This is a genomic window from Limibacter armeniacum (assembly GCF_036880985.1).
GTDB classification, from domain to species: Bacteria; Bacteroidota; Bacteroidia; order Cytophagales; family Flammeovirgaceae; genus Limibacter; species Limibacter armeniacum.
On the sequence record NZ_JBAJNO010000008.1, the window covers coordinates 2,310,032 to 2,332,377 of the forward strand.

Consider the following 22,346-nt stretch of genomic DNA (forward strand, 5'->3'; position numbering starts at 1 on the left):
TGAAGCAAACTAGTTAGCCTTGGTTTAAGAACCTTGTCAATCAACGCCCTGTGGCTTGCCACAGGGCTTTCTTTTTTTAATTGGCTGAGTTATTTTTTTTCCAGCCTGAAGCTTTGAACAAATTTGGTTTAATAACCACCATTGCCCAAGCCCAGTAGTTAAATTTATCAGCATCACCACCTTTCAGTACTTCCATGTTTTCATCAGCAAACATGGCCGAAACACCACCCTGAATATTGATAAACTCATTGAGACTATACATAGCCGTAAGATCAACCTCAGCTCCTAGATACTTGTCAATTTCTTCATTGTTCTGAATCATGTTGCCCCAAGTGTTGAAAATATGGATCATTCCATAGAATTTGAGATCGTCGGCTTTTACATTGAAGCCTCCAAAATAATCCTGTAGCCCTACATTGTTGAAATGATTTCCTACATAGAAGTAATCCATAAGTCCATTGAACTTGTGGTTTGTACCATAGAATGGAGAAAACGATTTGTTTTTACTTTCAATACGTATTGGTGTTCCAGGAGTATCAAAATTGATATCTGAGCCAGAGAGCCATTCAAAGCCAGCCACTATGCTTACGCCATTGTCTAGTCCAAGTGTTATAACTGGGCTTAAATCGAATGCCCTTATTTTGACATCGGTAGCATCTTTACCGCCTTGGTAGTAAAAGTTGATATCAAACTTGATAATATCTAGGTCAAACTTGGCTCTTGCCCCATAAGTTTGGCTGTAGATGGTTTCAAGATCTTCACGGGTAGGGTTGTTATTGTCAATATATTCCTGTCCATTATTGAAGAACAGCAATGTTAGGTCAAGGGCGTCCAGCTTTTTATTAAACCTTGCAAATTGCATGGCTTTGTAGTTATTGACGGTGTATTGTTCTCTGAATTGTGTTTCCCTATTGTTGTGTATGGCAGCACCGATTTGCAATTCATAATCGCCTTTATGTTGATATAGAATAGCATCGTGCGATCGACCTTGCATAGCCCAGTCAACATTACCTAAGAAGCGGTTATCATCATAACTCAACTCCTGTCGACCGATTCTAATAAAGTTGGCAGTATCAAAATGGATCGTTCCCCAACCTTCATACATTCCAAGATTATTATTATCACCAATTCCTAGTTGTGGCGTAGCTCCCCATGTCCTTATATCCTGAAGTGATAGCTTGAAAGAGAGTTTGCTGGATTTGTCAGCGAATGAAGTGATGATTCGAGTTCTTTGTGTAACAAAATTGGCAGCAACGTCTTGTGCATCATTGACTGGCCTTAATGTGAAGGAGCCTCTTCTGTGTTCATAGCGAGCTCTAAGGTCTGCATCAAGGCTAAATTCTTGGGCACATAAGTGCGTAGTAAATCCTGACGCTAGAATACTAAGAAACAGCAGTAGTATTTTTTTCATGAGTTATCAGCATTGATATTAAAGATTGTAACTAATGTTATGAAGCGGAAAGACCTTAAATGCTATCGAAAACAAAGGGAAGGGAGTTGGGTTGGTCGATCCGAAAAACAATAATTATATAGAAGGGTATAGGGATAACCAAAGCAGTTTCATAAAACTGCTTTGGTTATGGTTAATTGATTTGTATGTTGTTGTTCAAGGCTAATCTTCTTTTTTACCTTTAAACATATCTTCCAAAAAGTCTTTGGCTTTTGAAGCAGATTCTTTAGCCTGACCAATAATTGGCTCGGCTATATGCATAAAGTCATCTTTGTAACCTTCTGCTGCCTTTTTGGCGTGATCACTGAAAGCAACCTCATCATCTTCTGTGTAATATCCTCTCAAGATTGAATCGTACTCACCTCTCTGCACCCATTTCAAAAGTTCATTCAACCTACTAACAGGGAATGGGTGAGACTTGTCCACAACATTCATAATCTTATGGAAGCTGTCGCTGACTGAGTTTGCATTTTCATACTCTTCAGCCTGCTTGATGAATTCACCCAAATTCATTTCTTCAAGGTGGTTACCTCCAGCAAGCTTCATCAGCAGGTTGATAGAGACCTCTGGGTCTTGTACCACGAGCAATCCTGCTCTGTCTGCACTTAGCTCACTTTTGCGGTCCCACTCTCTCAGAGCAGCGATGATCCCTTGGATTGCCATCATACTAAGTGGAATGTTTACGGCAATCACTGAAATTCTGATGATAAAGAATAATAGTGTTTTGTAAAGCACATGACCACTTTTGATATGTCCCAATTCATGTCCAAGAACCGCCATCAGTTCGGCTTCAGAAAGGGAATCAATCATGCTTGAGTTAATGGTGATAAAGGGTTTTTCAACGCCAATGGCACCAGCATTCAAAACAGGACTTTGAGAAACATAAAGTTCTGGACGCTCTTCAAAGTCAAGAATATCACAGCATTCCTGATAGATTCTGTTGAGTTTGCTGAATTGCTTGTCATTGACCCTGACAGCTGATGCCAAAGTCAGAAGTCTCAATGACTGTTCACTGGTTTTACCTATTAAAGCTTTAATGGCTATATCTAACCCTGGCACTTTTTTGAGTGCCTGTAAAGCAGCTCTATCGGCAGGGTGTTCCCAAGCACTTGGTTTTATACCTTTAAAATGTACTCTAACCTTAACTGGTTTATCATTCATGGTTTAAAAGAATATCGTTTCTGGATTAATACATAGCCGAATGAAAAAAAGAAGTTCAGCTATAGATTGCTTTTATTTCATCCAATATAGGAAAATTTGATGTATCAACTTAACCAATCTTATAGCTAAAATTTAATGCTGATGATAATCATCATTTTATAAATGCTTTCACCGTGTTGAGGCAGTAAGTAAAAGTATTCAAAGGATTAAATGTATATTTGAACTCTAATCACTCAACATAATCATCGATTTAGAAGTTGGAAAATGGGTCGTTAGCTGTAAAGAAGGTTGTGTGAATTATACCTTAGATAAACTAAAATTGAATTTTTTGGCGTGTTGAGCAATCAAAACTTCAATATACATATCAGAATAATGCTGGTAATGTTGCTGGCAGTAATTGGAAGCTGTTCTCCTACGAAACAACTAAAGGAAGGAGAGTACCTACTTTTTTCACAGGAAATTAAAGGTGCAAGCAAATCCAATAAACCAAGGCTGGAGCAACTGATCAGGCAGAAACCAAACAGGAAGATTCTTGGTGTAGCGGGCTATCCCTATTTGGAGGCATACCGAATTGGTAAGAAACGGTATGAGGAGCAGCTGCCTAAAGATTCTGTATTGCTGAAGCAACTGATACATGAGTATGATTCCTTGGTGAAAAACCAACGGAAGATCATTTACCTGCTCAATGATGACTATGAGCAGCAGGTCGAAAAGGTGGTAGCCAAATTTGGAGACAAAGACTCTTTGAGTGTTTACAGGGAGCTTTATAAGCTTGATAAGGAACATGAAAAGGATACTTTATCCATTCTGAAGAAAATCAGGAAGATAAGGTTGAAAGGAAACTCCAAAATAACGAAGGTTAAGCGCAAGATTGAGGAAGGAAACTGGCTAATGCGTTCTGTTGGGGAGCCACCAAGTATCTATGATGGATCTCTAACTGAAGTTTCGAGAAAGCAAATTGAAAAGCACTTGAAACAGAAAGGGTATTTTGATGCGGAGGTGACAGTAGATGTTGATACTACTGACAAGAAGGTCAGTCAGGTATTCAATGTGACTGAAAATACGCCTTCAAAGGTGCGTATAGTAGATATTATATCCCAAGATACAGCCGTTCATACCCTTATTGCCAAGAATATAGAGAAGGCTCCTTTAAAAGAATCTCAGCGTTTCGAAGAGTCAAGACTAGAAAAAGAGCGTGACTGGATATATGCATTGCTTCGTAAAAATGGGTATTACGACTTTAATAAAGGGTATATCTATTTTGAAGTGGATACAGGTGCATCTCCCAATCTTGTAGATGTTAGTGTTCTTATCGATGCTCCCGAAAATCAGGCATCGCATGACAAGTATATTGTTGATGAGATTGTTTTTGAGACAGACGTGGCAATCAATGCCCGTAAGGTGAAGCAAGATACGGTCATGTATGAAGGAGTAGCCTACTTGGATAAAGGTAGAAAGTACTCCAAGAGGGTCTTGGACTCCAAAGTGCTGATTGAAAAAAATGCGCCCTACTCAGAACAGGCTACAGCTGATACCAGAAGGGTATTGGGGAACATGGATATTTTCAAATTCGTGAATGTCAATTACGAGAAAAAGGACAATGGCCACCTCAAAGCCCATATTTTTGCCAGCTCTCTGGACAAGTACCAATACTCTTTTGAAACTGGTTTGAATGTGAATGACCGTCTTCCGGGACCATTTGCAAGTTTTACATTCAAGAACAGGAATGTATTCAATGGTGCTGAAGTGTGGCAAATTCAAGGAAGGTACTCACTTGAAGCCCAAGCCAGTGCTTCCAATACACAAGATACCTACACAGGTCAGGAGATCGGTTTGAACTCATCTCTTATCTTTCCTAGGGTGATGTTTCCCCTGTCAAGAAGCTTGAGAAGAAAGTACTTTGCACGCAGTGCACAAACCAAACTCTTTTCAGGTATTTCTTATACAGAGCGTCCTGAGTACACACGTCTTAACTTACAGGGTGGGTTGAGTTATCAGTGGCGAAACAGGAAGAATGCCTTGTTCAACTTGAGTCTGGTGGATTTGAGTGTGATCAATACGCCTTTTATCAGTGAGGATTTTGACAAGCGTTTGAGTGACCTTCAGGAAGAAGGAAACAACCTGATCTATTCTTTTGACAATTCCTTTGTATCAAGTGTGAGTGCTTATTACTCAAAAGCTAAAGGGAACTATGGTACTTCTCAACTGGGAAAATCGTCTTTCCTGAAATTGTATGCAGAACTTGGAGGTACTTACCTGAACCTGTTGGGACAAAGGTTTGTAGATGAAAATGATCGAATATTCGGACTCCGTTATTTCCGTTTTATGAAGTTTTATGCGGATTTGAGACAGAGTCTGCCAATCATTCCTAATGTGCAGCAACTTGCTTCAAGATTGCATATTGGTATGGTAAAATCATATGGAGATGGTGTAGATGCGATTCCTTATGAAAAATACTTTTTTACAGGAGGCAGTAACAGCAACCGAGCATGGAGACCTCGTCGTATTGGTCCGGGTTCTTTCACTCCTGATGTAAACCCAGACGGTACATTTGATTACAGCTTTGAACAGCCTGGGGAGATCATAATGGAGGCCAACCTTGAATGGCGGGCAAAGCTATTCAGCATTTTCAACTGGGCATTCTTTTTAGATGCATCCAATGTCTGGACCTTTAATGAAGAGGAAGGCCGACCGGGTTCACAGTTTCAATTCAGAGATTTCTGGAAGGAGTTTGCGGTGGGTTATGGTTTTGGTTTAAGACTGGACTTTTCTTACCTGCTTATCCGTTTTGATGTTGGGTTGAAGATGTATGACCCTGCCCGCCCTGACGGAGCCAAATTTGTTGGAGGGTATCAGTTTTTTGGCAGGGAACAGGCTGAATATAACTTGGCGATTGGTTATCCTTTCTAACATTTGTTGATAATCGCAAAACAGAGTTAAAAATTTACTAGTTTTGCGGCTTCAATTTGCTACAGGCATTGATGAGTAATACTCCGATAGAGATATGCGGGGGATCTTTCACTAACCCCACTAGGGAATACTACTTTAATGAAAAATCTGAAAACAGCTTATATCCTGCTAGGCGGAAACCTTGGCGACAGAATGTTGATGCTGGACAACGCTCAAAAACAAATAGCAAAGCTTGCTGGTGAGGTGGTCAAGGTGTCAGGAGACTATGAGACAGCTGCGTGGGGAGTAGAGGATCAGCCAAGTTTTTTCAATAGAGTATTGGCGATTCAAACCGATAAGGAGCCGATGCAATTGCTTGAAACCTTGCAGCAAATAGAGTTGGATCTCGGTAGGGAGCGACATGTAAAATGGGGAGCAAGGTTGATTGATATAGATATACTTTTTTATGAAGATGAGGTAATCGATTTGCCTAGACTGAAAGTACCTCATCCGTTTCTTCACGAGAGAAGGTTTACCCTTGTACCACTGGCAGAGATAGCCGAAAATTACTTGCATCCGGTTTTGAAAAAATCAGTTTCAGCGTTGTTGGAATGCTGTCCTGACGAACTGGAAGTGCAGCCGTTGAAATCCGTACAGGCGGCAGGGTAAATTGAGTTTGGAATACATAATTGCTGAAATAAATATATGGGCAGAAGAAGGAAGGAAAGAATTTCCCTTGAAAAGGTAGAAATTCTAGATATTGGCAGCGAAGGAAAAGCAGTTGCCAAAGTTGATGACATGGTCATCTTTGTAAGAAATGCTGTGCCAGGCGATATAGCGGATTTAAGAGTGACTAAGAAGAAAAAGTCATTTATGGAAGCTGAGCCAACGAACTTCCACAAGCTATCGGAAAAGAGAGTAGAGCCTTTCTGTGATCATTTTGGTTTGTGTGGTGGCTGTAAGTGGCAGATGCTGGATTATCAGGATCAGGTAGCTTACAAGCAAAAACAGGTGATGGACCAGTTGGAGCGTATTGCTAAAGTAGAGTTGCCTGAGTGTAAAACGATCCTGCCTTCGGAGAATACCCAATATTACCGTAACAAGCTTGAGTTTACGTTCTCTACCAAAAGATGGCTGACAGGCAACGAGCTGGAGGAAGAAAACCCTGAAAATACGGCACTAGGATTTCACTTGCCAGGTAAGTGGAACAGAATCCTGAGTATCGACCACTGTTACCTGCAGGGTGGTCCTTCCAATGATATCAGGTTGAAAACCTTGGAATTTGCCAGAGCCAATGACCTGACTTTCTATGATCAGGTGGAGCAGACTGGTTTTATGCGTAACCTGATTATTCGTTCGGCTGTTACAGGAGACCTGATGGTGATTGTACAGTTTGCTGAACATGGTGAGGAAAACATAAAGCTGGTAATGGAATTCCTGAAAAATGAATTCCCTGAGATCACCTCTCTGATGTATGTGGTAAATACAAAAGGCAATGATACATTCGGAGACTTGGATGTACAGTGCTATCACGGTGAACCATATATCACAGAAGAAATGGAAGGGTTGAAGTTCCGTGTAGGACCAAAATCTTTCTACCAAACCAATTCTGAACAAGCTTATGAACTTTACAAAGCTACTCGTGAGCTGGCAGGGTTGACAGGAGAAGAAAGGGTGTATGACCTTTATACAGGTACTGGTACTATTGCTCAGTTTGTTGCAAAACAGGCAAAAGAAGTAATCGGTATTGAGTATGTGGAGGCTGCAATTGAGGATGCCAAGAAGAATGCTTCTCTGAATGGTATTGAAAATACCAAATTCTTTGCAGGTGATATGAAAGATATCCTGACAAGGGATTTTATTGCTGAGCATGGTGCGCCTGACGTCATCATTACAGACCCTCCGAGAGCAGGTATGCACGAAGATGTGGTAAAACAGATTATGGCAGTGGAGCCGAAAAAGGTGGTTTATGTAAGCTGTAACCCTGCCACACAGGCAAGGGACATCAATTGGATGGACAGTAAATATAAGGTGGTAGAGATACAGCCTGTCGATATGTTCCCACATACTCACCACGTGGAGAATATCGTATTACTAGAAAGGAGATAAGTGGTTTAAGTTTTGTAAAGTCAACAGGTTAATAAAAGCCTGTTGACTTTTTTTATATTTTAATTATGGCATCAATTCAGTCAAAATATTTAAAAATAGAGTACTTGATTATAGCATTTTTATGGCTATGTGTCTTGATCTCCTATTCAATAGCATTGTTGACAGACTATGTTTTGTATACATCAAACTATCTAGGTTTCATCGGGTTGTCAATAACTACTTTGATTGTAATTAAGTTTCCTGAAAAAAAGACTGTCAGTACTCTGATATTATTGATACTAGGGGTATTCGACTTATTATCATTTATCTATTTCTTTAATACAATCTTTAGTATTTCAATTGCTAAAAGGGTTTCTATTGAATTTCAAGAACTTTCATTTTGTTTACTATTGATTTTACTGTTTAGTAGAAAAGAAAAAGTTATTCTGATTGTAAGGTCTTTGTTAAAAACAACTCCAAAGGATATCGCTGAACAGAGCAATTCAATGCATAATAGATTTAAAACTAAGTTTCAAATGTTAACTGATAAAGAAATTGAAGACAGGTTGTGTAATGACTTAACATTTGAAGCTAGGGAAGCACTTTTGGAGATTCAGAGGGAACGAAAAGAATTGGTAAAATGAGTGAAAAATAAGTGACTCATTGTGATATAGAGTTGTTAGGTAACTACTGCCTTCTTTTTTAACATAGAAATTGTTTTCGTTCTGAAGAATAGAGAACAAATGATCACAAATGTTGTCAGGTCCTTTCATAAACTTGTCCAATGCCAATCCTTAAGGCAACTCCCTCTAAATGATTCACCGTTCCCATTATTCATCTTCGAAACGCAACAATAACGCATACCAAATCTCTGACAACCTAATACCTACTGCATGGCTACTGGTTGGTGGTGATAACATGTAACAAACAGGCTGAAATCGCAGGGAGAATTGAAGAAAAAAAGAGGGGGCTACTTCCTTATGCCACCATTTTTTGACGGGAGGGCATAGTGATCCCATTTACCTGTGGAGCTACAGGCTGTAAGGTGGGATAGACTGGAGGAGCTGAGGTGATGGCAATTGGGGTTGGTAATGGTTGCTCCACTGCCACTGTCGGTTGTGAAATCATTCCTTTACAGGGGGCTAACCACTTCCTTCGCCAGTAATTGCGGTGGTTGCGTACGTATTGCAAGATGTCGGCATGGAGCCAGTCATAACAGAAGGAACGCCTTCTGTTAGGGCGATAGCGGTAGGTGGGCAGGTAATGGTTATTTCTTGGGGAGAAGTTGAAGGTCAACTCATATGGAGGGAAGAGCCGCATGTGTAGTCTGGAGTGGAGGTAAGCCCCTCTTGCCCCAAAGCGTCCCAGATAGCGCCAGCAAAGGGAACTGGCTACCCAACTGTTTCCCTTTCGTAGGGCATTGGCATAATGCCGCCTGCCCCGCTTTATCCGTTCAGCGTATTCGGCTGTATACACCTTACGCATTGGACAGGTATTGCGGCTGATCTCCCTGCTGACCGTAGAGCGGTGCACACCCAACACAAGGGCAATAGCCGACTGGCTTTTGCCTTCCGTCAGGAGACGTTCGATCTGTTTTCTATGTGCTAAGGTCAGCTGCATCTATTAGTGTAACGGTAGCAGAGGGCTTATGTTGGTTGGGGACTTTGCTTCGTGGTGTAAGGATAGGGCGGTATTTAGATTAATGTGAGTTTTGGATTAGAATTCGCTTTTAAGGCATCATGAATGAGATGGATTGAAATCCATCACTATTATATTTTACCCTATCAGGGTAGATGTCCCGAAAGGACTGAATATATCAGCGATGGCCGTTGCACGCGCGATTATCCCGTCGTAATGAAAACCACACTGTTCAGTCCTGAAAGGGCGATATACTTGAAGATAAATCCATAATTCACGTTAGATTATGGTTTGGGCGCCCCATCTAACCGACTGTAACTAATCGTCCATATTTAGGCGACCCTGTCAGAACTATCATATTATGAGCATTCGCTCACTGTAATATGAGATGCTTCAAAAAAATAACAGGTCTTAGTATGGGACACTCAATGCTGTCAACTTAACGAATCGTATCCCCGTAGGATCACGCCAACGGCGTGTTCGATCGTACCACGGACATGTCTTTCGTGGTGCTTCGCAAGAGCACGCCATTGGCGTGATCCTACAATTTTGCTTAAGTTGACAGCATTGTGTGAGACACTAAGACCTGTTAGGAATGAAAGCCAATGGCTTTCGTTTAACTTTGGGAAGCAAATGCTAGTGCTAATGGAGCTTCGTATCTAAAAAGAACAAACCACCAAGTTTTTACACTTGATGGCTTATTTTATATCTTTCTGATATCCCCTATGTTGTGGTTCGATTCGGGACAGAGTCCTTAGAAGACAATTCACCCGCATTTTGCTTTGATAAATGGCGGACGATGGTGGAGATACTCAACTATTGGGGGAACATTTACTCTGTTTGTGCATAGAAGGCCTAGATCCTCAATTATTGGGGCTACTTGCTCCAGTGTATCCTACTATTGGTTTGGAATTAATATACCTTGATAATTCAAATATTCATCAAAACTCATACATTCAATAGAGTCTAAATTTTCTTTTGCCATATCAGTAATAAAAGGGGTGTTTAAATTAGTATCCATAAATTTATCTAATACTTCTAAATTAAATGCTGTCCCACTGCATATTGTAATCCGATTACCTTGATCCTTACCTAAATACCCCCCTAGTTCATAAAAAAGTATCATTGGTTCATAAGGATCTTCAATAAATTTATTTCCCCTTATTATTTCCTTTAGTTTAAGTCTCCATGTTAAAAAAGAAGAAATAAATACTTTATCAAGATAGCTTCCTTTTAAGTTTCCTGAAAGAGTTAGATTATGTGTAATCTGACCTATAAATTTAGATTCCTCATCCGATAAAATAGCAAATTGCTTAGGAATATTAGCCATACAAAATTTTGTTATTACACCAAACTCTTTTTTATACAAAAACATTCTTCTATAATACTCAAGAAATAAAATTGAACAAGTTGTAGAAGCAAGTTTTGCTTCTCCCCAATTTGTTATGTTTATAACTCTATTTATCTCTTGATTTAAAGTTTCCCTCTCCATCATAAGCCTTCTGATTTTAATATTATATTAACAATTTCATCTAAGTTCATTAGATTTTCTTGAACATTCATGCCATTAGGTATTTGTCTATACCACCCCATGTTAGGATGTGAATAATGATCGAATTGAAAGCTAATATTATTTTGATTGACTGATAAATCATGTGCACCCTTACTATAAAACCTAGGTGAGTTACGTGTATCTACTTCTATAAAACCTCTATAAGGTAATCCTTTTTCCATAAGTTTAGATTCTATATACTCATGGGCTAGATATGCTTTAAAATTAGAAACTATATCTTCTGATTGGTATGTGATGTCACCAAAATCAGGGTCCTTAATAGTAAAAGACTTGAATCCATCTTGAACAGACTCCCAATATCTAGCATCCTCAATAAATCTTGTAAATTTACCATAGTTATAGAAATTAGAACTAGGATCTATTATAAGGTGTTTTCTTCTAAATAGATGTTCTTTCATAACTTTCAAATACCCTTCAAGCTTTGGTATTTGTGTTTTACTTAAACCCAACTCTTTAGCTAAGTTTTTTGCCATTATTGGAATATCTTTCGTATCAGGTATTTCGGCAATTTTTTTACAAGCATTTATTACATCAGGGGCAGTATTAGGGTAATCAGTTTTTGATACACTTCCACCTAACTTACTAGCTATTTCATCATATTTACCAGCTTTATATAAAGCATCTAATTCTAAGCTTAAGCTATACTTAGCTAAGTTTTTAAGAATATCTTCTTTATTACCTGTATAGTTTTTAAACTCATTTAATAATAAGTTCTTATCATGCTTAGTGATAAAGGATGATATTTCATCAAGATATTTAGTATTTAATAATAAAGCCTCATCAACATCAGCTTTTTTCAACACCACCCACGCATCAACCGCCTTTGGGTTATCTTCAAAGAACTTAGCCCCTAGTTTTGCATAATCCTCCTTAAAAGCCTTATGAAGGTCCGTGGTGGGTAACTTGGCTAGCAAATCATCCAATAGATCCACCTCATAGGTATTGTGCACCAGTACTTTACCGTCACCTACAAAGTAGTTGTGTACACCATCTACCATCAGGTTATAAACCTTCACGGCCGTGTCCTGCACGGAGATATTACGGATAGCCTGTCGTACCTCTCCTTCGCTAAAGAGCTGTACCTTGGTGCTAAGGTGTTGGGCGGCTGTCCACTTGTCCTTGCCAGTATAGAATGGGTGCTCGGCAGTGGTATGCAAGGTGTCCGTATCGGTGGCCAAATGGTAGAGCTGTGCTACCTGCCTTACTTTTCGGGCCAGCACCACTTTCAGTTCTGCTTGCTGCAGCTCGGTATCATAAGCCCATACGCTGTCTCCACTGTCGCAAGTATGAGTATTTCAAGCGAGCACAGCGAGTGCCTAAATACGATACTTGTGCCTAAACTATTAAGGAAATATTTACTTCATTTTCCCAAAAAAATATGAATACCCTGCTAGCCATAGTATTCATTATTACCTATCAGAAAATGAGTGTCTTCTCTTTCACTGAATTGATAAAGATAAAAAAGCCTTAGTGAAACACATGAATGAGATGAATTGAAATCCATCACTATTATATTTTACCCTTTCAGGGTAGATGTCCCGAAGGGACAGAATATATCAGCGATGGCCGTTGCACGAGCAATTATCCCGTCGTAATGAAAACCACACTGTTCAGTCCTGAAAGGGCGATATACTTGAAGATAAATCCATAATTCACGTTAGATTATGGTTTGGGCGCCCCCATCTAAGCGACTGTAACTAATCGTCCATATCTAACTATCATCTTGTGAGCATTCGCTCACTGTAATATGAGATACTTCAAAAAATAACAGGTCTTAGTATGAGACACTCAATGCTGTCAACTTAACGAATCGTATCCCCGTAGGATCACGCCAACGGCGTGTTCGATCGTACCACGGACACATCTTTCGTGGTGCTTCGCAAGAGCACGCCGTTGGCGTGATCCTACAATTTTGCTTAAGTTGACAGTATTGTGTGAGACACTAAGACCTGTTAGGAATGAAAGCCAATGGCTTTCGTTTAACTTTGGGAAGCAAATGCTAGTGCTAATGGAGCTTCGTATCTAAAAAGAACAAACCACCAAGTTTTTACACTTGATGGCTTGTTTTATATTTCTCTGCTATCCCCTATGTTGTGGCATTGGGTCATTCACTTGATTTTAAACTATCTATAAACTCCTCAAGCGAAGGGGAAACATATTCAAAAGGATCACTATCTCCACTATCAAATTTATCAATCCATACTTGGCCATAAGTATCTTTTGCTATAGAGATGTTGAAAACCCAACCACCTGAATCTGTAGCAAAAGGTAACCATAGAGCTGCTCCATACTCTTCTTTATATGTCTCAATAATATTTTTAGCTGTTGCATTACGTTTTGATGACAAGGATAAAAAGAATGAAATACTAGCTTTACTGCTATAAGTATTTTCCTTCACCCTACTACCACCATATTTTAACAAAACTTCCTTGTATATATCTGGTAAAGTCATATCTAATTCTTTTTCGAAGGACGTTAACTCTTCCAATGTTACTTTTTTTCCTTGAATTTCTATTGTTAATTCTTGCATATCATTTATAATCAATACCTTTAAAAGATTCATATTGTTTTACTGAACCTGAATGAGCCATACCTGAAATTCTTGTATGAGCAGCATCTTCAACAAGTTGCATTGTACACCAAATATCTCCATACATGTCATCTAAATGATGCCATACATATTCCCCATCAATTACTTTTACAGGAGCTTTATCCCCAAACTCATTTACAAAGCCAGCTTTTTTATTAGCAGCATAAAAGTCTCCATTTTTTGATGTTCTACTACCAGTCATTTTTATTCTAACTATGTTTTTAAGATCACTACCTTCATTTATTGGATATAAATACTGTCGACCACTTCCCTTGGAGTAATCTGGCGCAATCTTATTTACACTTAACTCAACTGGTATATTAGGGTTTGCATCAGGATTATATGCTCTAGAATATTTAGTGGTCTTAAATCCCCCTCCATCTATTGGATGTACAGAAATCACTTTATTTGAACTAGCCCCTCCTCTTTCTAATACAATGGTTAAACGCCCTTGTGTATCCTCTAATATTTCTTTAATTGGATAATTTATTTCATTAATAATCTTGTCTATTTCAGACTGAGGTAGTTTACCTGTTTTATCCTTTATAAAATTTAGAACTACTGTAATACGATACTTGTGCCTAAACTATTAAGGAAGTATTTACTTCATTTTCCCCAAAAAATATGAATACCCTGCTAGCCATAGTATTCATTATTACCTATCAGAAAATGAGTGTCTTCTCTTTCACTGAATTGATAAAGATAAAAAAAGCCTTAGTGAAACACATGAATGAGATGGATTGAAATCCATCACTATTATATTTTACCCTTTCAGGGTAGATGTCCCGAAGGGACTGAATATATCAGCTATGGCCGTTGCACGCGCGATTATCCCGTCGTAATGAAAACCACACTGTTCAGTCCTGAAAGGGCGATATACTTGAAGATAAATCCATAATTCACGTTAGATTATGGTTTGGGCGGCCCCATCTAACTGACTGTAACTAATCGTCCATATCTAACTATCATCTTGTGAGCATTCGCTCACTGTAATATGCGATGTTTCAAAAAAATAACATGTCTTAGTATGGGACACTCAATGCTGTCAACTTAACGAATCGTATCCCCGTAGGATCACGCCAACGGCGTGTTCGATCGTACCACGGACATGTCTTTCGTGGTGCTTCGCAAGAGCACGCCATTGGCGTGATCCTACAATTTTGCTTAAGTTGACAGCATTGTGTGAGACACTAAGACCTGTTAGGAATGAAAGCCAATGGCTTTCGTTTAACTTTGGGAAGCAAATGCTAGCGCTAATGGAGCTTCGTATCTAAAAGAACAAGCCACCTAGTTTTTTACACTAGTTGGCTTGTTTTATATTCCTCTGCTATTTCCTATGTTGTGACTCGATTCGGGACAGAGTCCCTTGAAGGCGATTTCAAACTCGACGAAGTCAAGTTCGATTAGCAGATACTCAACTATTAGTAACGCTATTTCCTAACTCATTTATTAAAATTGCTCTCCATTGGTCTGTAGTATAACACCCTATAAAGTTAAAGTCTGTGTATACATTATATACTAATGCTTCAAGTAGTTCACATAAGCATAAAATAAAAGCAAATCCAAATAGTCGATCATTGTTACTAAATAGCCAAGTTAATTTATATGTGAAATTTAAAGCTGATGCTCTAGATGCAAAAAGCTTTGCATCATCCCTATTAAACTTAGCACTCTCAACAATCAAATCTTCGGCTGTATTGAATTCATCATATGGTTCAGTATTCTTCCATAAAATACAATTTTGTGAAAATTGGCCAAAGAACTCTGTAGAAAGGGAATAGCTATTTAAATTTTGATTCAACATCAATTCTTTGTCATTTTCTTTAGCGGAGTCTAAGTAGTTATCACAAAAGAAAGATTTTAAATACTTTGTATTAATTTCATTAAATCCATCAATTACTTCAATCAAAGTCAAATCCCTTCTTTTGGTAGGTATAATTTCTATTTCTATAGCCATCGTTAATTAATAAGTTTGTAAGAAGCGTCAAAAACAATTTCTTCACCTCCCATTACTATTTTAATTTCATTGAATGTGTTTTCAATGCCAAAAAGGAGATGCCTTCTATTCTCTTCTATACCAAAGTAATAATCTAAAAAATCAGATTTTGTAAAACCACTTTCTACATCTACACGAATATAAGTATTCACATCATCTCACCCACTGTTGCAAGTATTAGCATTTCAAGCGAGCACAGCGAGTGCCTAAATACGATACTTGTGCCTAAACTATTAAGGAAGCATTTACTTCATTTTCCCAAAAAATATGAATACCCTGCTAGCCATAGTATTCACTATGTTCTAACTTGAGATTGATTCTTTTTAAAACCAAAACCAGCTTAAGATATGAAAACTAATGAGAAAATGATCACGGATGCTGTTAGGCTTGCTTATAAGAATGTAGTAGAAAATGGTGGAAAGCCTTTTGGTGCAATATTGGTGAAGGATGGTGAGATTATCGCAACTGGAGTCAATGATGTCTTGGAAACACACGACCCGACAGCACATGCTGAAATTCAGGCAATCAGAAAGGCTTCTGAAAAGCTTGGAACTGATGACTTAAGTGGAATGATAATGTTTGCAAGCGGACACCCTTGTCCAATGTGCTTGGCTGCAATGCATTTATGTGGGATTACAGAGATCTATTATGCTGCCAGTTTGGAAGAGGCAGCTGAAGCAGGTTTCGGTGTATCCCATATTTATACAGAGGTAGGGTTGCCGAATGAGAAAAGGAAGCACCCATTGAAGCGTATTTCTGCTACTCAAGGTACAGAAAACCCAATGAGTGCTTGGAAGAACAGAGATGATAGTTAGCAATAATAATCACTAGCTTTTATTACTCAGACCTGAGGCTTTGAGATTGTATATCATCTACTTTTTTGAATATATCAGGTGTGTGTTTTCTTATCTTAATCTTGACATATTTGGATGCAGGCATATTGCTTTCTTTCACAACATTGTTGACCGAAACCAAAACGTTGGTTTCAGGGAAGTAAGTGACAGTATTTTTTTCAGGAATCGGGTACTCTACAATGATAAATAAAGGCGCTATACGTTCTATGCCATCATCGTAGTTAAATAGATCCACTTTGTCACCTGACTTAATACCTGCTTTTTCTATATCCTTTTTATTCATGAAAATGACTCGTCGCTCATTATGAATACCTCGGTAACGGTCATCAAGCCCATAGATAGTGGTATTGAATTGGTCATGGGTTCTAGTTGTAGCCATCAGGTACTCGTCAGCATCAAGTGTGTTTTCTGGAATGTCGGTTAATGTGAATGACGCACGGTTTCCAAAGTCTCTTGTCTTGAAGTCCCCATCACGGGCAGCATTTGGAAGGTAAAAACCACCTTTCTGTTTTACCCTTTCATTGTAGTTCTCAAAACCGGGGATACACTTTTCTATATCATCCCGTACAGCATTGTAGCTGTTTATATATCGATCCCAGTCAACAACGGACTTGTTGCCCAATGTTGCCTTAGCCAATTTGCAAACAATGTGGGTTTCATTGATCAAATGTTGAGAGATAGGTGTCAGCATACCTCTGGACCATTCTACTACGCCCATTGAATTTTCAGTACTTACAAATTGCCTTTCGCCATTTACCATATCAATCTCACTTCTTGAAAGTGTCGGCAATATCAAGGCTTCCTTTCCGTGGATTAGGTGACTGCGGTTTAGTTTGGTCGATACATATACGGTTAAATCCAGTTTTCTTATTCCTTTGGCAGTATAAGTCGTGTCAGGAGTGGCAGACAAGAAGTTTCCACCCATACCAAAAAACACCTTCACCTGACCATTCTGCATGGCTTTGATGGTTTTGACCACATCCAAGCCATGTCCTCTTGGAGGCTCAAAACCAAATACTTTTTTCAGTTGGTCTAATTCTTCAGTAGTCGGAGTGTGGTTGATAAGCATCGTTCGGTTTCCTTGAACGTTACTATGTCCACGAACGGGACATGCACCACCGCCAGGTATTCCAATGCTACCTTTCATCAAAAGTAGGTTAATGATTTCTTTGATGATATCGACACCATTATGCTGTTGTGTTAGTCCCATTCCCCAGCAGAAAATGATGCGTTTTTTGAATGACATCATTTGCGCTGCCTTGTTTACCAGATCGGCAGCTACGCCTGATTTTTGAATAAGGTCATCAAGGTTGTACCCCTCGAATTGTTTAAGGAATTCTTGATACCCAACAGTCTTATTCGCAATGAAGTTTTTGTCTAATACTTTTTCAGGTGATTCTTTTTCGAATTGAATTAATAGCATTTCAATGGCTTTCAGCAGAGCCATATCACCATTGATCTTGACAGGAAGGTAGAGGTCTGCCAGTTGCACACCACTGCCCAATATCCCTTTTACTTTTTGTGGATCCCTAAACCCCATAAGCCCTGCTTCCGGTAAAGGATTGATCGCAATGACTTTTGCACCATTGCCTTTCCCTTTTTCCAATGCACTTAACATCCTTGGGGAATTGGTGCCGGGATTCTGACCGATTATGACAATTACATCAGTGTCATAAAAGTCACGCAGTTTGACCGTTCCTTTACCGATACCAATTGTAGGAATCAGGGCAACTCCAGAGGTTTCGTGACACATATTGGAACAGTCCGGAAAATTGTTTGTACCAAACTCTCTAGCAAATAGCTGATAGACAAATGAGGCTTCGTTGCTTGTTCTGCCTGATGTATAAAAAGCAGCTTCGTCAGGAGATTCCAACTTATTGAGGTGATGGGCAATTTTCTTGAAAGCTTCATCCCAACTGATCGGTTGGTAGTGTGTACCATTTGGCGGCATATACATTGGCTCGGAAAGCCTTCCAAAATGCCCAATTACATAGTCAGATAATTGGGAAAGGTCATAGACAGAATTTTCCTTGAAGAACTCAACTGTTATCTTTTTGTTAGTAGCCTCTTCAGCAAGGGCTTTTGCTCCATTTTCACAGTATTCACCAAGTGGAGAACGTTCATCATCAGGATCAGGCCATACACAGCTCGGACAATCAAAACCGTCAAACTGGTTCATTTTGAAGAGTGCTTTTCCACCTCTTATAAGCGTCTTTTCTTTCAGAAGAGTTTGAATCGAAACTTTTACTGCGGGTATACCTGCAGCCCATGATTTTGCTTTAGTAACCTGAAGGTTTAGTAGTTTGTACGGTGGTTCGGCTGAAGGGGCCTTTTGGTGTGCTTGCTTATGTTCGTCGTTTTCCATGACCCATTTTATTATGTGTTGGCATTGAGATGCATTCATTGCAATTGTAAATATTAAAGCGATCCTCTTTAAGGAAGCCTATAAGGGTGATGTTGAATTCTACAGCAAGTTCTACTGCAAGGCTGGAAGGTGCACCAATAGCCGCTACAATGGAAATACCTGCCATAGCGGCTTTTTGAATCAGTTCAAAACTTGCCCTGCCACTCAATAGTAAGATATGTCTATTCAGTGGAAGCAGGTTGCATTTCAGGGCAGTGCCAATTAGCTTATCCAAGGCATTGTGCCTGCCAACATCTTCCCGAATAAAAAGTGGTTTTCCGTCTAGTGTAAAAAGACCAGCGGCATGAATGCCACCCGTTTTTGAGAAACCACTTTGCGCAGCTTTCAGCTGTTTTGGCAGTTGATACAAAACATGAACGGGGATATTTAATTCAGGTCTTTTAGCTTGAAAAAATGGACTGATTGTTCGGATAGACTGGATGGAGCTTTTTCCACAAACGCCGCAGCTGGAGGTGGTATAGAAGTTCCGATCAGTTTGCATTAGGTTTGGTATAGCGTCTTCACTTAGTTCGATGATGATAATATTCTCCTTTTGGAGTTGGCAGGCCATACCACCATGATAAATATCCTTTACTTCACTGTAGGAGGAAATAATTCCTTCAGTAAATAAGAAACCGGCAGCTAGCTCAGGGTCATTGCCCGGAGTACGCATCGTTACAGAAATGTTCTTTTGTTGCCGATTGGAAGAGGTGCCATAATGTACTCTTATTTCGAGTGGTTCTTCAACAGAAAGGATATCAGAAAAGTGTGTGCTTGATACTCCATTGTACCTATCGATTGTAATTTGTCTAGTGGAAGTGTTTTCTGGAGTATTCATTTTAAGTGGTTTTATGGGAGAGTTTGTTAACTAATTAACAAAATTCCATTTTAAAATGTGCTGTCATCAAAGTACTTATTCCACCATGGTAACATCAGCTCTGTTAGAAATAGTATGGGTATTTATTGGTATCTTTATAGTATGAACTAACCATGACCAACTATGAAAATCCTAAATGTCTTAGTCATGATGTGGATCGTATTCACAGCATGTTCTTCCAAAGAAAAAACGGAATGCTACACTTCCTTAGATGGCAAAAATGATGTTGAGTTAAAGCTGGTTATTAGCGGAAACCATGTTGCTGGAGATATGGATTATCATCTTGAAGGCAAGGACCTGAACTCAGGTGTTGTTGACGGTGAGTTTTTGGGAGATACCTTAAAACTGATTTACAGGTTTGAATCAGAAGGAGTGGAGTCTGAAAGGGAAATACTATTCTTGAAGCAAGAAGGCAAACTGGCAGAGGGTTATGGTCCAATGGAGCAGGAGGGTGGTAACATGGTATTTACAGATTGGGAGGCTGTTGAGTTTGGTAAGGGGATCATTCTGAAGAAAGAAGATTGCAAATAATTCAAAAATGCTCCGCTATTACTGTAAAACAGTCTAAATTATAGACTGTTTTTTTGTTTTTATGGTATTCAGGTGTTGAATACTTGACTTATTTTGATTTGTTTTACATCCCGAAAAATGCCCTTACCAAAACAAGTGTGTTTATCAGGACAAAATTAAAATTGTCCAAAAAAATGTGTTCACCTTTTGGGGTGACTTTTAGCTACATTAAATCACTATAAATACCAAAACAGATGATGGGGACTACGCTGGAAGCAATTAAGGCAAAATACGAGGAGGCAAAAGCTAAAAACCTGAACCTTGATATGCAAAGGGGAAAGCCAGGTAATGAACAACTGGATTTGGCGTTGCCAATGCTTGATCTTGTAACTTCTTCAGATTACAAAAATGAAGGAGATGTTGACCCTCGTAACTATGGTGGCTTGGATGGAACACCTGCCATGAAAGAACTTTTCAAGGAATTTTTGGAAGTATCATCAGTGGGTGAGGTAATTATTGGCGGTAACTCAAGCCTTAACCTGATGCATGATACTGTCGCTCGTGCAATGTCTCATGGCGTTGTTGGAAGTGAGCAACCTTGGAACAAGCTTGAAAAAGTGAAATTCCTTTGCCCATCTCCTGGTTATGACCGTCACTTCTCTGTTTGTGAACACTTTGGTATCGAGATGGTACTGGTGGATATGACAGCGGAAGGTCCTGACTGCGACCAGATTGAAGCTTTGGTAGCCAATGATGCAAGCATCAAAGGTATTTGGGTAGTACCTAAATACGGCAACCCAACAGGTATTACTTGTTCTGATGAGGTAGTGAAACGCTTGGCAACAATGCCGGTAGCAGCGGGTGACTTCAGAATCTTCTGGGACAATGCATACGCAGTGCACCATTTGGAGGAAGAAGAAGATCAATTGGCTAATATTCTGGATGCTTGTAAGGCGGCAGGAAACGAAGACCGTGTATTTATCTACGGATCTACGTCAAAAATCTCATTTGCAGGAGCGGGTGTTGCTGCAATGGGTGGTAGCAAAGCCAACATGGACTGGATGAGAAAGCACCTTTCTATGGCGACAATTGGACCAGACAAACTGAACCAGCTTCGTCACCTTCGTTTCTTCAAGAATATGGAAGGCGTAAAAGCGCATATGAAGAAGCATGCTGAAATCCTGAAGCCTAAGTTTGATACCGTAATTGAGGTACTGGAAAATGAGCTAGGTGGAAAAGGGTTGGCTAAATGGACAAAACCAAAGGGTGGCTATTTCATCAGCCTTGATACAAATGAAGGCTGTGCGAAAAGAGTAGTAGAATTGGCAAATGAGGCAGGTGTAAAACTGACTGGTGCTGGTGCTACTTACCCTTACAAGAAAGACCCTAAAGACTGCAACATCCGTTTGGCTCCTTCTTGTCCGTCTGTTGACGAGATCAGACAGGCAATGGAAGTAGTTTGTCTTTGTGTGGCTATTGCAGATGCTGAGAAAAACGCATAAGCATAATAGCTGTCATATATAATAGAAGAAGCCCTTCAACTTATTGAAGGGCTTTTTTATGCTATATTGTCATAGTGAGTTATTTATCATTTTAATATCATCTAAATGGAAAAGGTGGAAAAACTGTTTCTGACTTTCATACTTGGAATGGAGTCAAGAAGTGCCATTTTTAATGAAGGGGAACAGCTGGAGAAAATTATCAGTCTTGATATTTTGAAAAGCTACAGGTTGCCTGATGAGTTCAAGCAGCTTTATACTGTAAGAAACGGTTTGAAAAACTATCCTGAAGCGCAGCAGATAGACCCACCATTGGAAAACTTGGGATACTTTCTTTCGATTGAATTTGCTGACAGTGTCTATCAAAAGCTTAAGTCTGAAGAAAAAATACCGAAGCACCTTTACCCAATCTTTGACTTTACAGGAAACGGGGATTACTTGTTGATTGCTTTGGATCAGCATCAGGATGATTACGGAATGGTCTATATGTATTCACCATCACAGCCTCAGTTGGCCTCTACCAATCATTTGGTAACTGCTTATGATAGCATAGAGTCAATGCTGGACACCTTGGAGGAGCTGATTGATAAGGAACTCAGCTTGTCTTACCTGATTACCGGATCGGTAGACGATTTCAGGGCTAAGATGCTTGCTGAAAGGGAAGTCTGCAAAAACAGGAACCCAAAGTCTAAGTATTGGCAATTATAGGTTAAAAGAGTACTTGAATTACCGTGAAGGTTCTATTGGTAAATACTATCAGTAGAACCTTTTTTGGTGGAGGATAAAGAAGGCGCTAACTAATATCCATTCATCTCGC

18 protein-coding genes and 1 pseudogene are annotated in these 22,346 nt (G+C 39.4%); 8 read left to right on the top strand and 11 right to left on the bottom strand.

Going from position 1 to position 22,346, the window contains the following annotated elements:
- Positions 1–76 precede the first annotated feature (76 nt).
- Positions 77–1,411: an alginate export family protein gene (locus tag V6R21_RS15430; RefSeq protein WP_334244527.1), complete on the bottom strand. Its 1,335-nt coding sequence runs from the start codon at positions 1,409–1,411 to the stop codon at positions 77–79.
- A gap of 201 nt (positions 1,412–1,612) precedes the next feature.
- On the bottom strand, positions 1,613–2,611 hold the full coding sequence (locus V6R21_RS15435) for a M48 family metallopeptidase (protein WP_334244528.1): 999 nt from the start codon (positions 2,609–2,611) through the stop codon (positions 1,613–1,615).
- 333 nt (positions 2,612–2,944) lie between these two features.
- On the opposite strand from V6R21_RS15435, the gene tamL reads away from it, so the two are divergent.
- The 4 genes from tamL (at position 2,945) to V6R21_RS15455 (ending at position 8,232) form a co-directional block, all read left to right on the top strand.
- Positions 2,945–5,521: a translocation and assembly module lipoprotein TamL gene (tamL, locus tag V6R21_RS15440; protein WP_334244529.1), complete on the top strand. Its 2,577-nt coding sequence runs from the start codon at positions 2,945–2,947 to the stop codon at positions 5,519–5,521.
- A gap of 138 nt (positions 5,522–5,659) precedes the next feature.
- The gene (folK, locus tag V6R21_RS15445; protein WP_334244530.1) at positions 5,660–6,169 is read left to right on the top strand and encodes a 2-amino-4-hydroxy-6-hydroxymethyldihydropteridine diphosphokinase; all 510 of its coding nucleotides are present in this window, start codon (positions 5,660–5,662) and stop codon (positions 6,167–6,169) included.
- Positions 6,170–6,205: 36 nt separating this feature from the next.
- Positions 6,206–7,609, top strand: coding sequence for a 23S rRNA (uracil(1939)-C(5))-methyltransferase RlmD (gene rlmD / locus V6R21_RS15450; protein ID WP_334244531.1), 1,404 nt, complete (start codon positions 6,206–6,208; stop codon positions 7,607–7,609).
- A gap of 65 nt (positions 7,610–7,674) precedes the next feature.
- Positions 7,675–8,232, top strand: coding sequence for a hypothetical protein (locus V6R21_RS15455; protein WP_334244532.1), 558 nt, complete (start codon positions 7,675–7,677; stop codon positions 8,230–8,232).
- Positions 8,233–8,566: 334 nt separating this feature from the next.
- Here V6R21_RS15455 and V6R21_RS15460 read toward each other — a convergent pair whose 3' ends face one another.
- From V6R21_RS15460 to V6R21_RS15490, 7 genes and pseudogenes are all read right to left on the bottom strand, one after another.
- Positions 8,567–9,208, bottom strand: a complete 642-nt coding sequence (locus tag V6R21_RS15460; protein ID WP_334244533.1) for a helix-turn-helix domain-containing protein — start codon at positions 9,206–9,208, stop codon at positions 8,567–8,569.
- Positions 9,209–10,124: 916 nt separating this feature from the next.
- Positions 10,125–10,721: a hypothetical protein gene (locus tag V6R21_RS15465; protein ID WP_334244534.1), complete on the bottom strand. Its 597-nt coding sequence runs from the start codon at positions 10,719–10,721 to the stop codon at positions 10,125–10,127.
- Positions 10,718–12,067, bottom strand: a pseudogene (locus V6R21_RS15470) (polymorphic toxin-type HINT domain-containing protein); the annotation flags it as partial. The gene V6R21_RS15465 and the pseudogene V6R21_RS15470, both read right to left, overlap by 4 nt.
- 836 nt (positions 12,068–12,903) lie before the next feature.
- Positions 12,904–13,362: an SMI1/KNR4 family protein gene (locus V6R21_RS15475; RefSeq protein WP_334244535.1), complete on the bottom strand. Its 459-nt coding sequence runs from the start codon at positions 13,360–13,362 to the stop codon at positions 12,904–12,906.
- A complete protein-coding gene (locus tag V6R21_RS15480; protein ID WP_334244536.1) occupies positions 13,331–13,792 on the bottom strand; it encodes an HNH endonuclease in 462 nt (153 codons plus the stop codon). The genes V6R21_RS15475 and V6R21_RS15480 overlap by 32 nt, the downstream gene beginning before the upstream one ends.
- Before the next feature lie 1,011 nt (positions 13,793–14,803).
- Positions 14,804–15,346, bottom strand: coding sequence for a hypothetical protein (locus V6R21_RS15485; protein WP_334244537.1), 543 nt, complete (start codon positions 15,344–15,346; stop codon positions 14,804–14,806).
- 2 nt (positions 15,347–15,348) lie between these two features.
- A complete protein-coding gene (locus V6R21_RS15490; RefSeq protein ID WP_334244538.1) occupies positions 15,349–15,537 on the bottom strand; it encodes a hypothetical protein in 189 nt (62 codons plus the stop codon).
- A 195-nt stretch (positions 15,538–15,732) separates the two neighbouring features.
- On the opposite strand from V6R21_RS15490, the gene V6R21_RS15495 reads away from it, so the two are divergent.
- Complete coding sequence (locus V6R21_RS15495; protein ID WP_334244539.1) at positions 15,733–16,200, top strand: nucleoside deaminase; 468 nt, start codon at positions 15,733–15,735, stop codon at positions 16,198–16,200.
- A 22-nt stretch (positions 16,201–16,222) separates the two neighbouring features.
- On the opposite strand, the gene V6R21_RS15500 is transcribed toward V6R21_RS15495, so the two are convergent.
- Positions 16,223–18,604, bottom strand: coding sequence for an FdhF/YdeP family oxidoreductase (locus tag V6R21_RS15500; protein ID WP_334244540.1), 2,382 nt, complete (start codon positions 18,602–18,604; stop codon positions 16,223–16,225).
- Positions 18,585–19,481, bottom strand: coding sequence for a formate dehydrogenase accessory sulfurtransferase FdhD (gene fdhD / locus V6R21_RS15505; protein WP_334244541.1), 897 nt, complete (start codon positions 19,479–19,481; stop codon positions 18,585–18,587). Before fdhD ends, V6R21_RS15500 begins: the two co-directional genes overlap by 20 nt.
- A gap of 162 nt (positions 19,482–19,643) precedes the next feature.
- On the opposite strand from fdhD, the gene V6R21_RS15510 reads away from it, so the two are divergent.
- From V6R21_RS15510 to V6R21_RS15520, 3 genes are all read left to right on the top strand, one after another.
- Positions 19,644–20,051, top strand: coding sequence for a hypothetical protein (locus V6R21_RS15510; RefSeq protein WP_334244542.1), 408 nt, complete (start codon positions 19,644–19,646; stop codon positions 20,049–20,051).
- A gap of 233 nt (positions 20,052–20,284) precedes the next feature.
- Complete coding sequence (locus V6R21_RS15515; protein ID WP_334244543.1) at positions 20,285–21,532, top strand: aminotransferase class I/II-fold pyridoxal phosphate-dependent enzyme; 1,248 nt, start codon at positions 20,285–20,287, stop codon at positions 21,530–21,532.
- Positions 21,533–21,637: 105 nt separating this feature from the next.
- The gene (locus V6R21_RS15520; RefSeq protein ID WP_334244544.1) at positions 21,638–22,237 is read left to right on the top strand and encodes an SMI1/KNR4 family protein; all 600 of its coding nucleotides are present in this window, start codon (positions 21,638–21,640) and stop codon (positions 22,235–22,237) included.
- Positions 22,238–22,346 lie beyond the last annotated feature (109 nt).

Coding starts and splice junctions, on each gene's coding strand:
- V6R21_RS15430 (WP_334244527.1), bottom strand. CDS start 1,411: ATGAAAAAAATACTACTGCTGTTTCTTAGTATTCTAGCGTCAGGATTT.
- V6R21_RS15435 (WP_334244528.1), bottom strand. CDS start 2,611: ATGAATGATAAACCAGTTAAGGTTAGAGTACATTTTAAAGGTATAAAA.
- folK (WP_334244530.1), top strand. CDS start 5,660: ATGAAAAATCTGAAAACAGCTTATATCCTGCTAGGCGGAAACCTTGGC.
- rlmD (WP_334244531.1), top strand. CDS start 6,206: ATGGGCAGAAGAAGGAAGGAAAGAATTTCCCTTGAAAAGGTAGAAATT.
- V6R21_RS15455 (WP_334244532.1), top strand. CDS start 7,675: ATGGCATCAATTCAGTCAAAATATTTAAAAATAGAGTACTTGATTATA.
- V6R21_RS15460 (WP_334244533.1), bottom strand. CDS start 9,208: ATGCAGCTGACCTTAGCACATAGAAAACAGATCGAACGTCTCCTGACG.
- V6R21_RS15465 (WP_334244534.1), bottom strand. CDS start 10,721: ATGATGGAGAGGGAAACTTTAAATCAAGAGATAAATAGAGTTATAAAC.
- V6R21_RS15475 (WP_334244535.1), bottom strand. CDS start 13,362: ATGAATCTTTTAAAGGTATTGATTATAAATGATATGCAAGAATTAACA.
- V6R21_RS15485 (WP_334244537.1), bottom strand. CDS start 15,346: ATGGCTATAGAAATAGAAATTATACCTACCAAAAGAAGGGATTTGACT.
- V6R21_RS15495 (WP_334244539.1), top strand. CDS start 15,733: ATGAAAACTAATGAGAAAATGATCACGGATGCTGTTAGGCTTGCTTAT.
- V6R21_RS15500 (WP_334244540.1), bottom strand. CDS start 18,604: ATGGAAAACGACGAACATAAGCAAGCACACCAAAAGGCCCCTTCAGCC.
- fdhD (WP_334244541.1), bottom strand. CDS start 19,481: ATGAATACTCCAGAAAACACTTCCACTAGACAAATTACAATCGATAGG.
- V6R21_RS15510 (WP_334244542.1), top strand. CDS start 19,644: ATGAAAATCCTAAATGTCTTAGTCATGATGTGGATCGTATTCACAGCA.
- V6R21_RS15515 (WP_334244543.1), top strand. CDS start 20,285: ATGATGGGGACTACGCTGGAAGCAATTAAGGCAAAATACGAGGAGGCA.
- V6R21_RS15520 (WP_334244544.1), top strand. CDS start 21,638: ATGGAAAAGGTGGAAAAACTGTTTCTGACTTTCATACTTGGAATGGAG.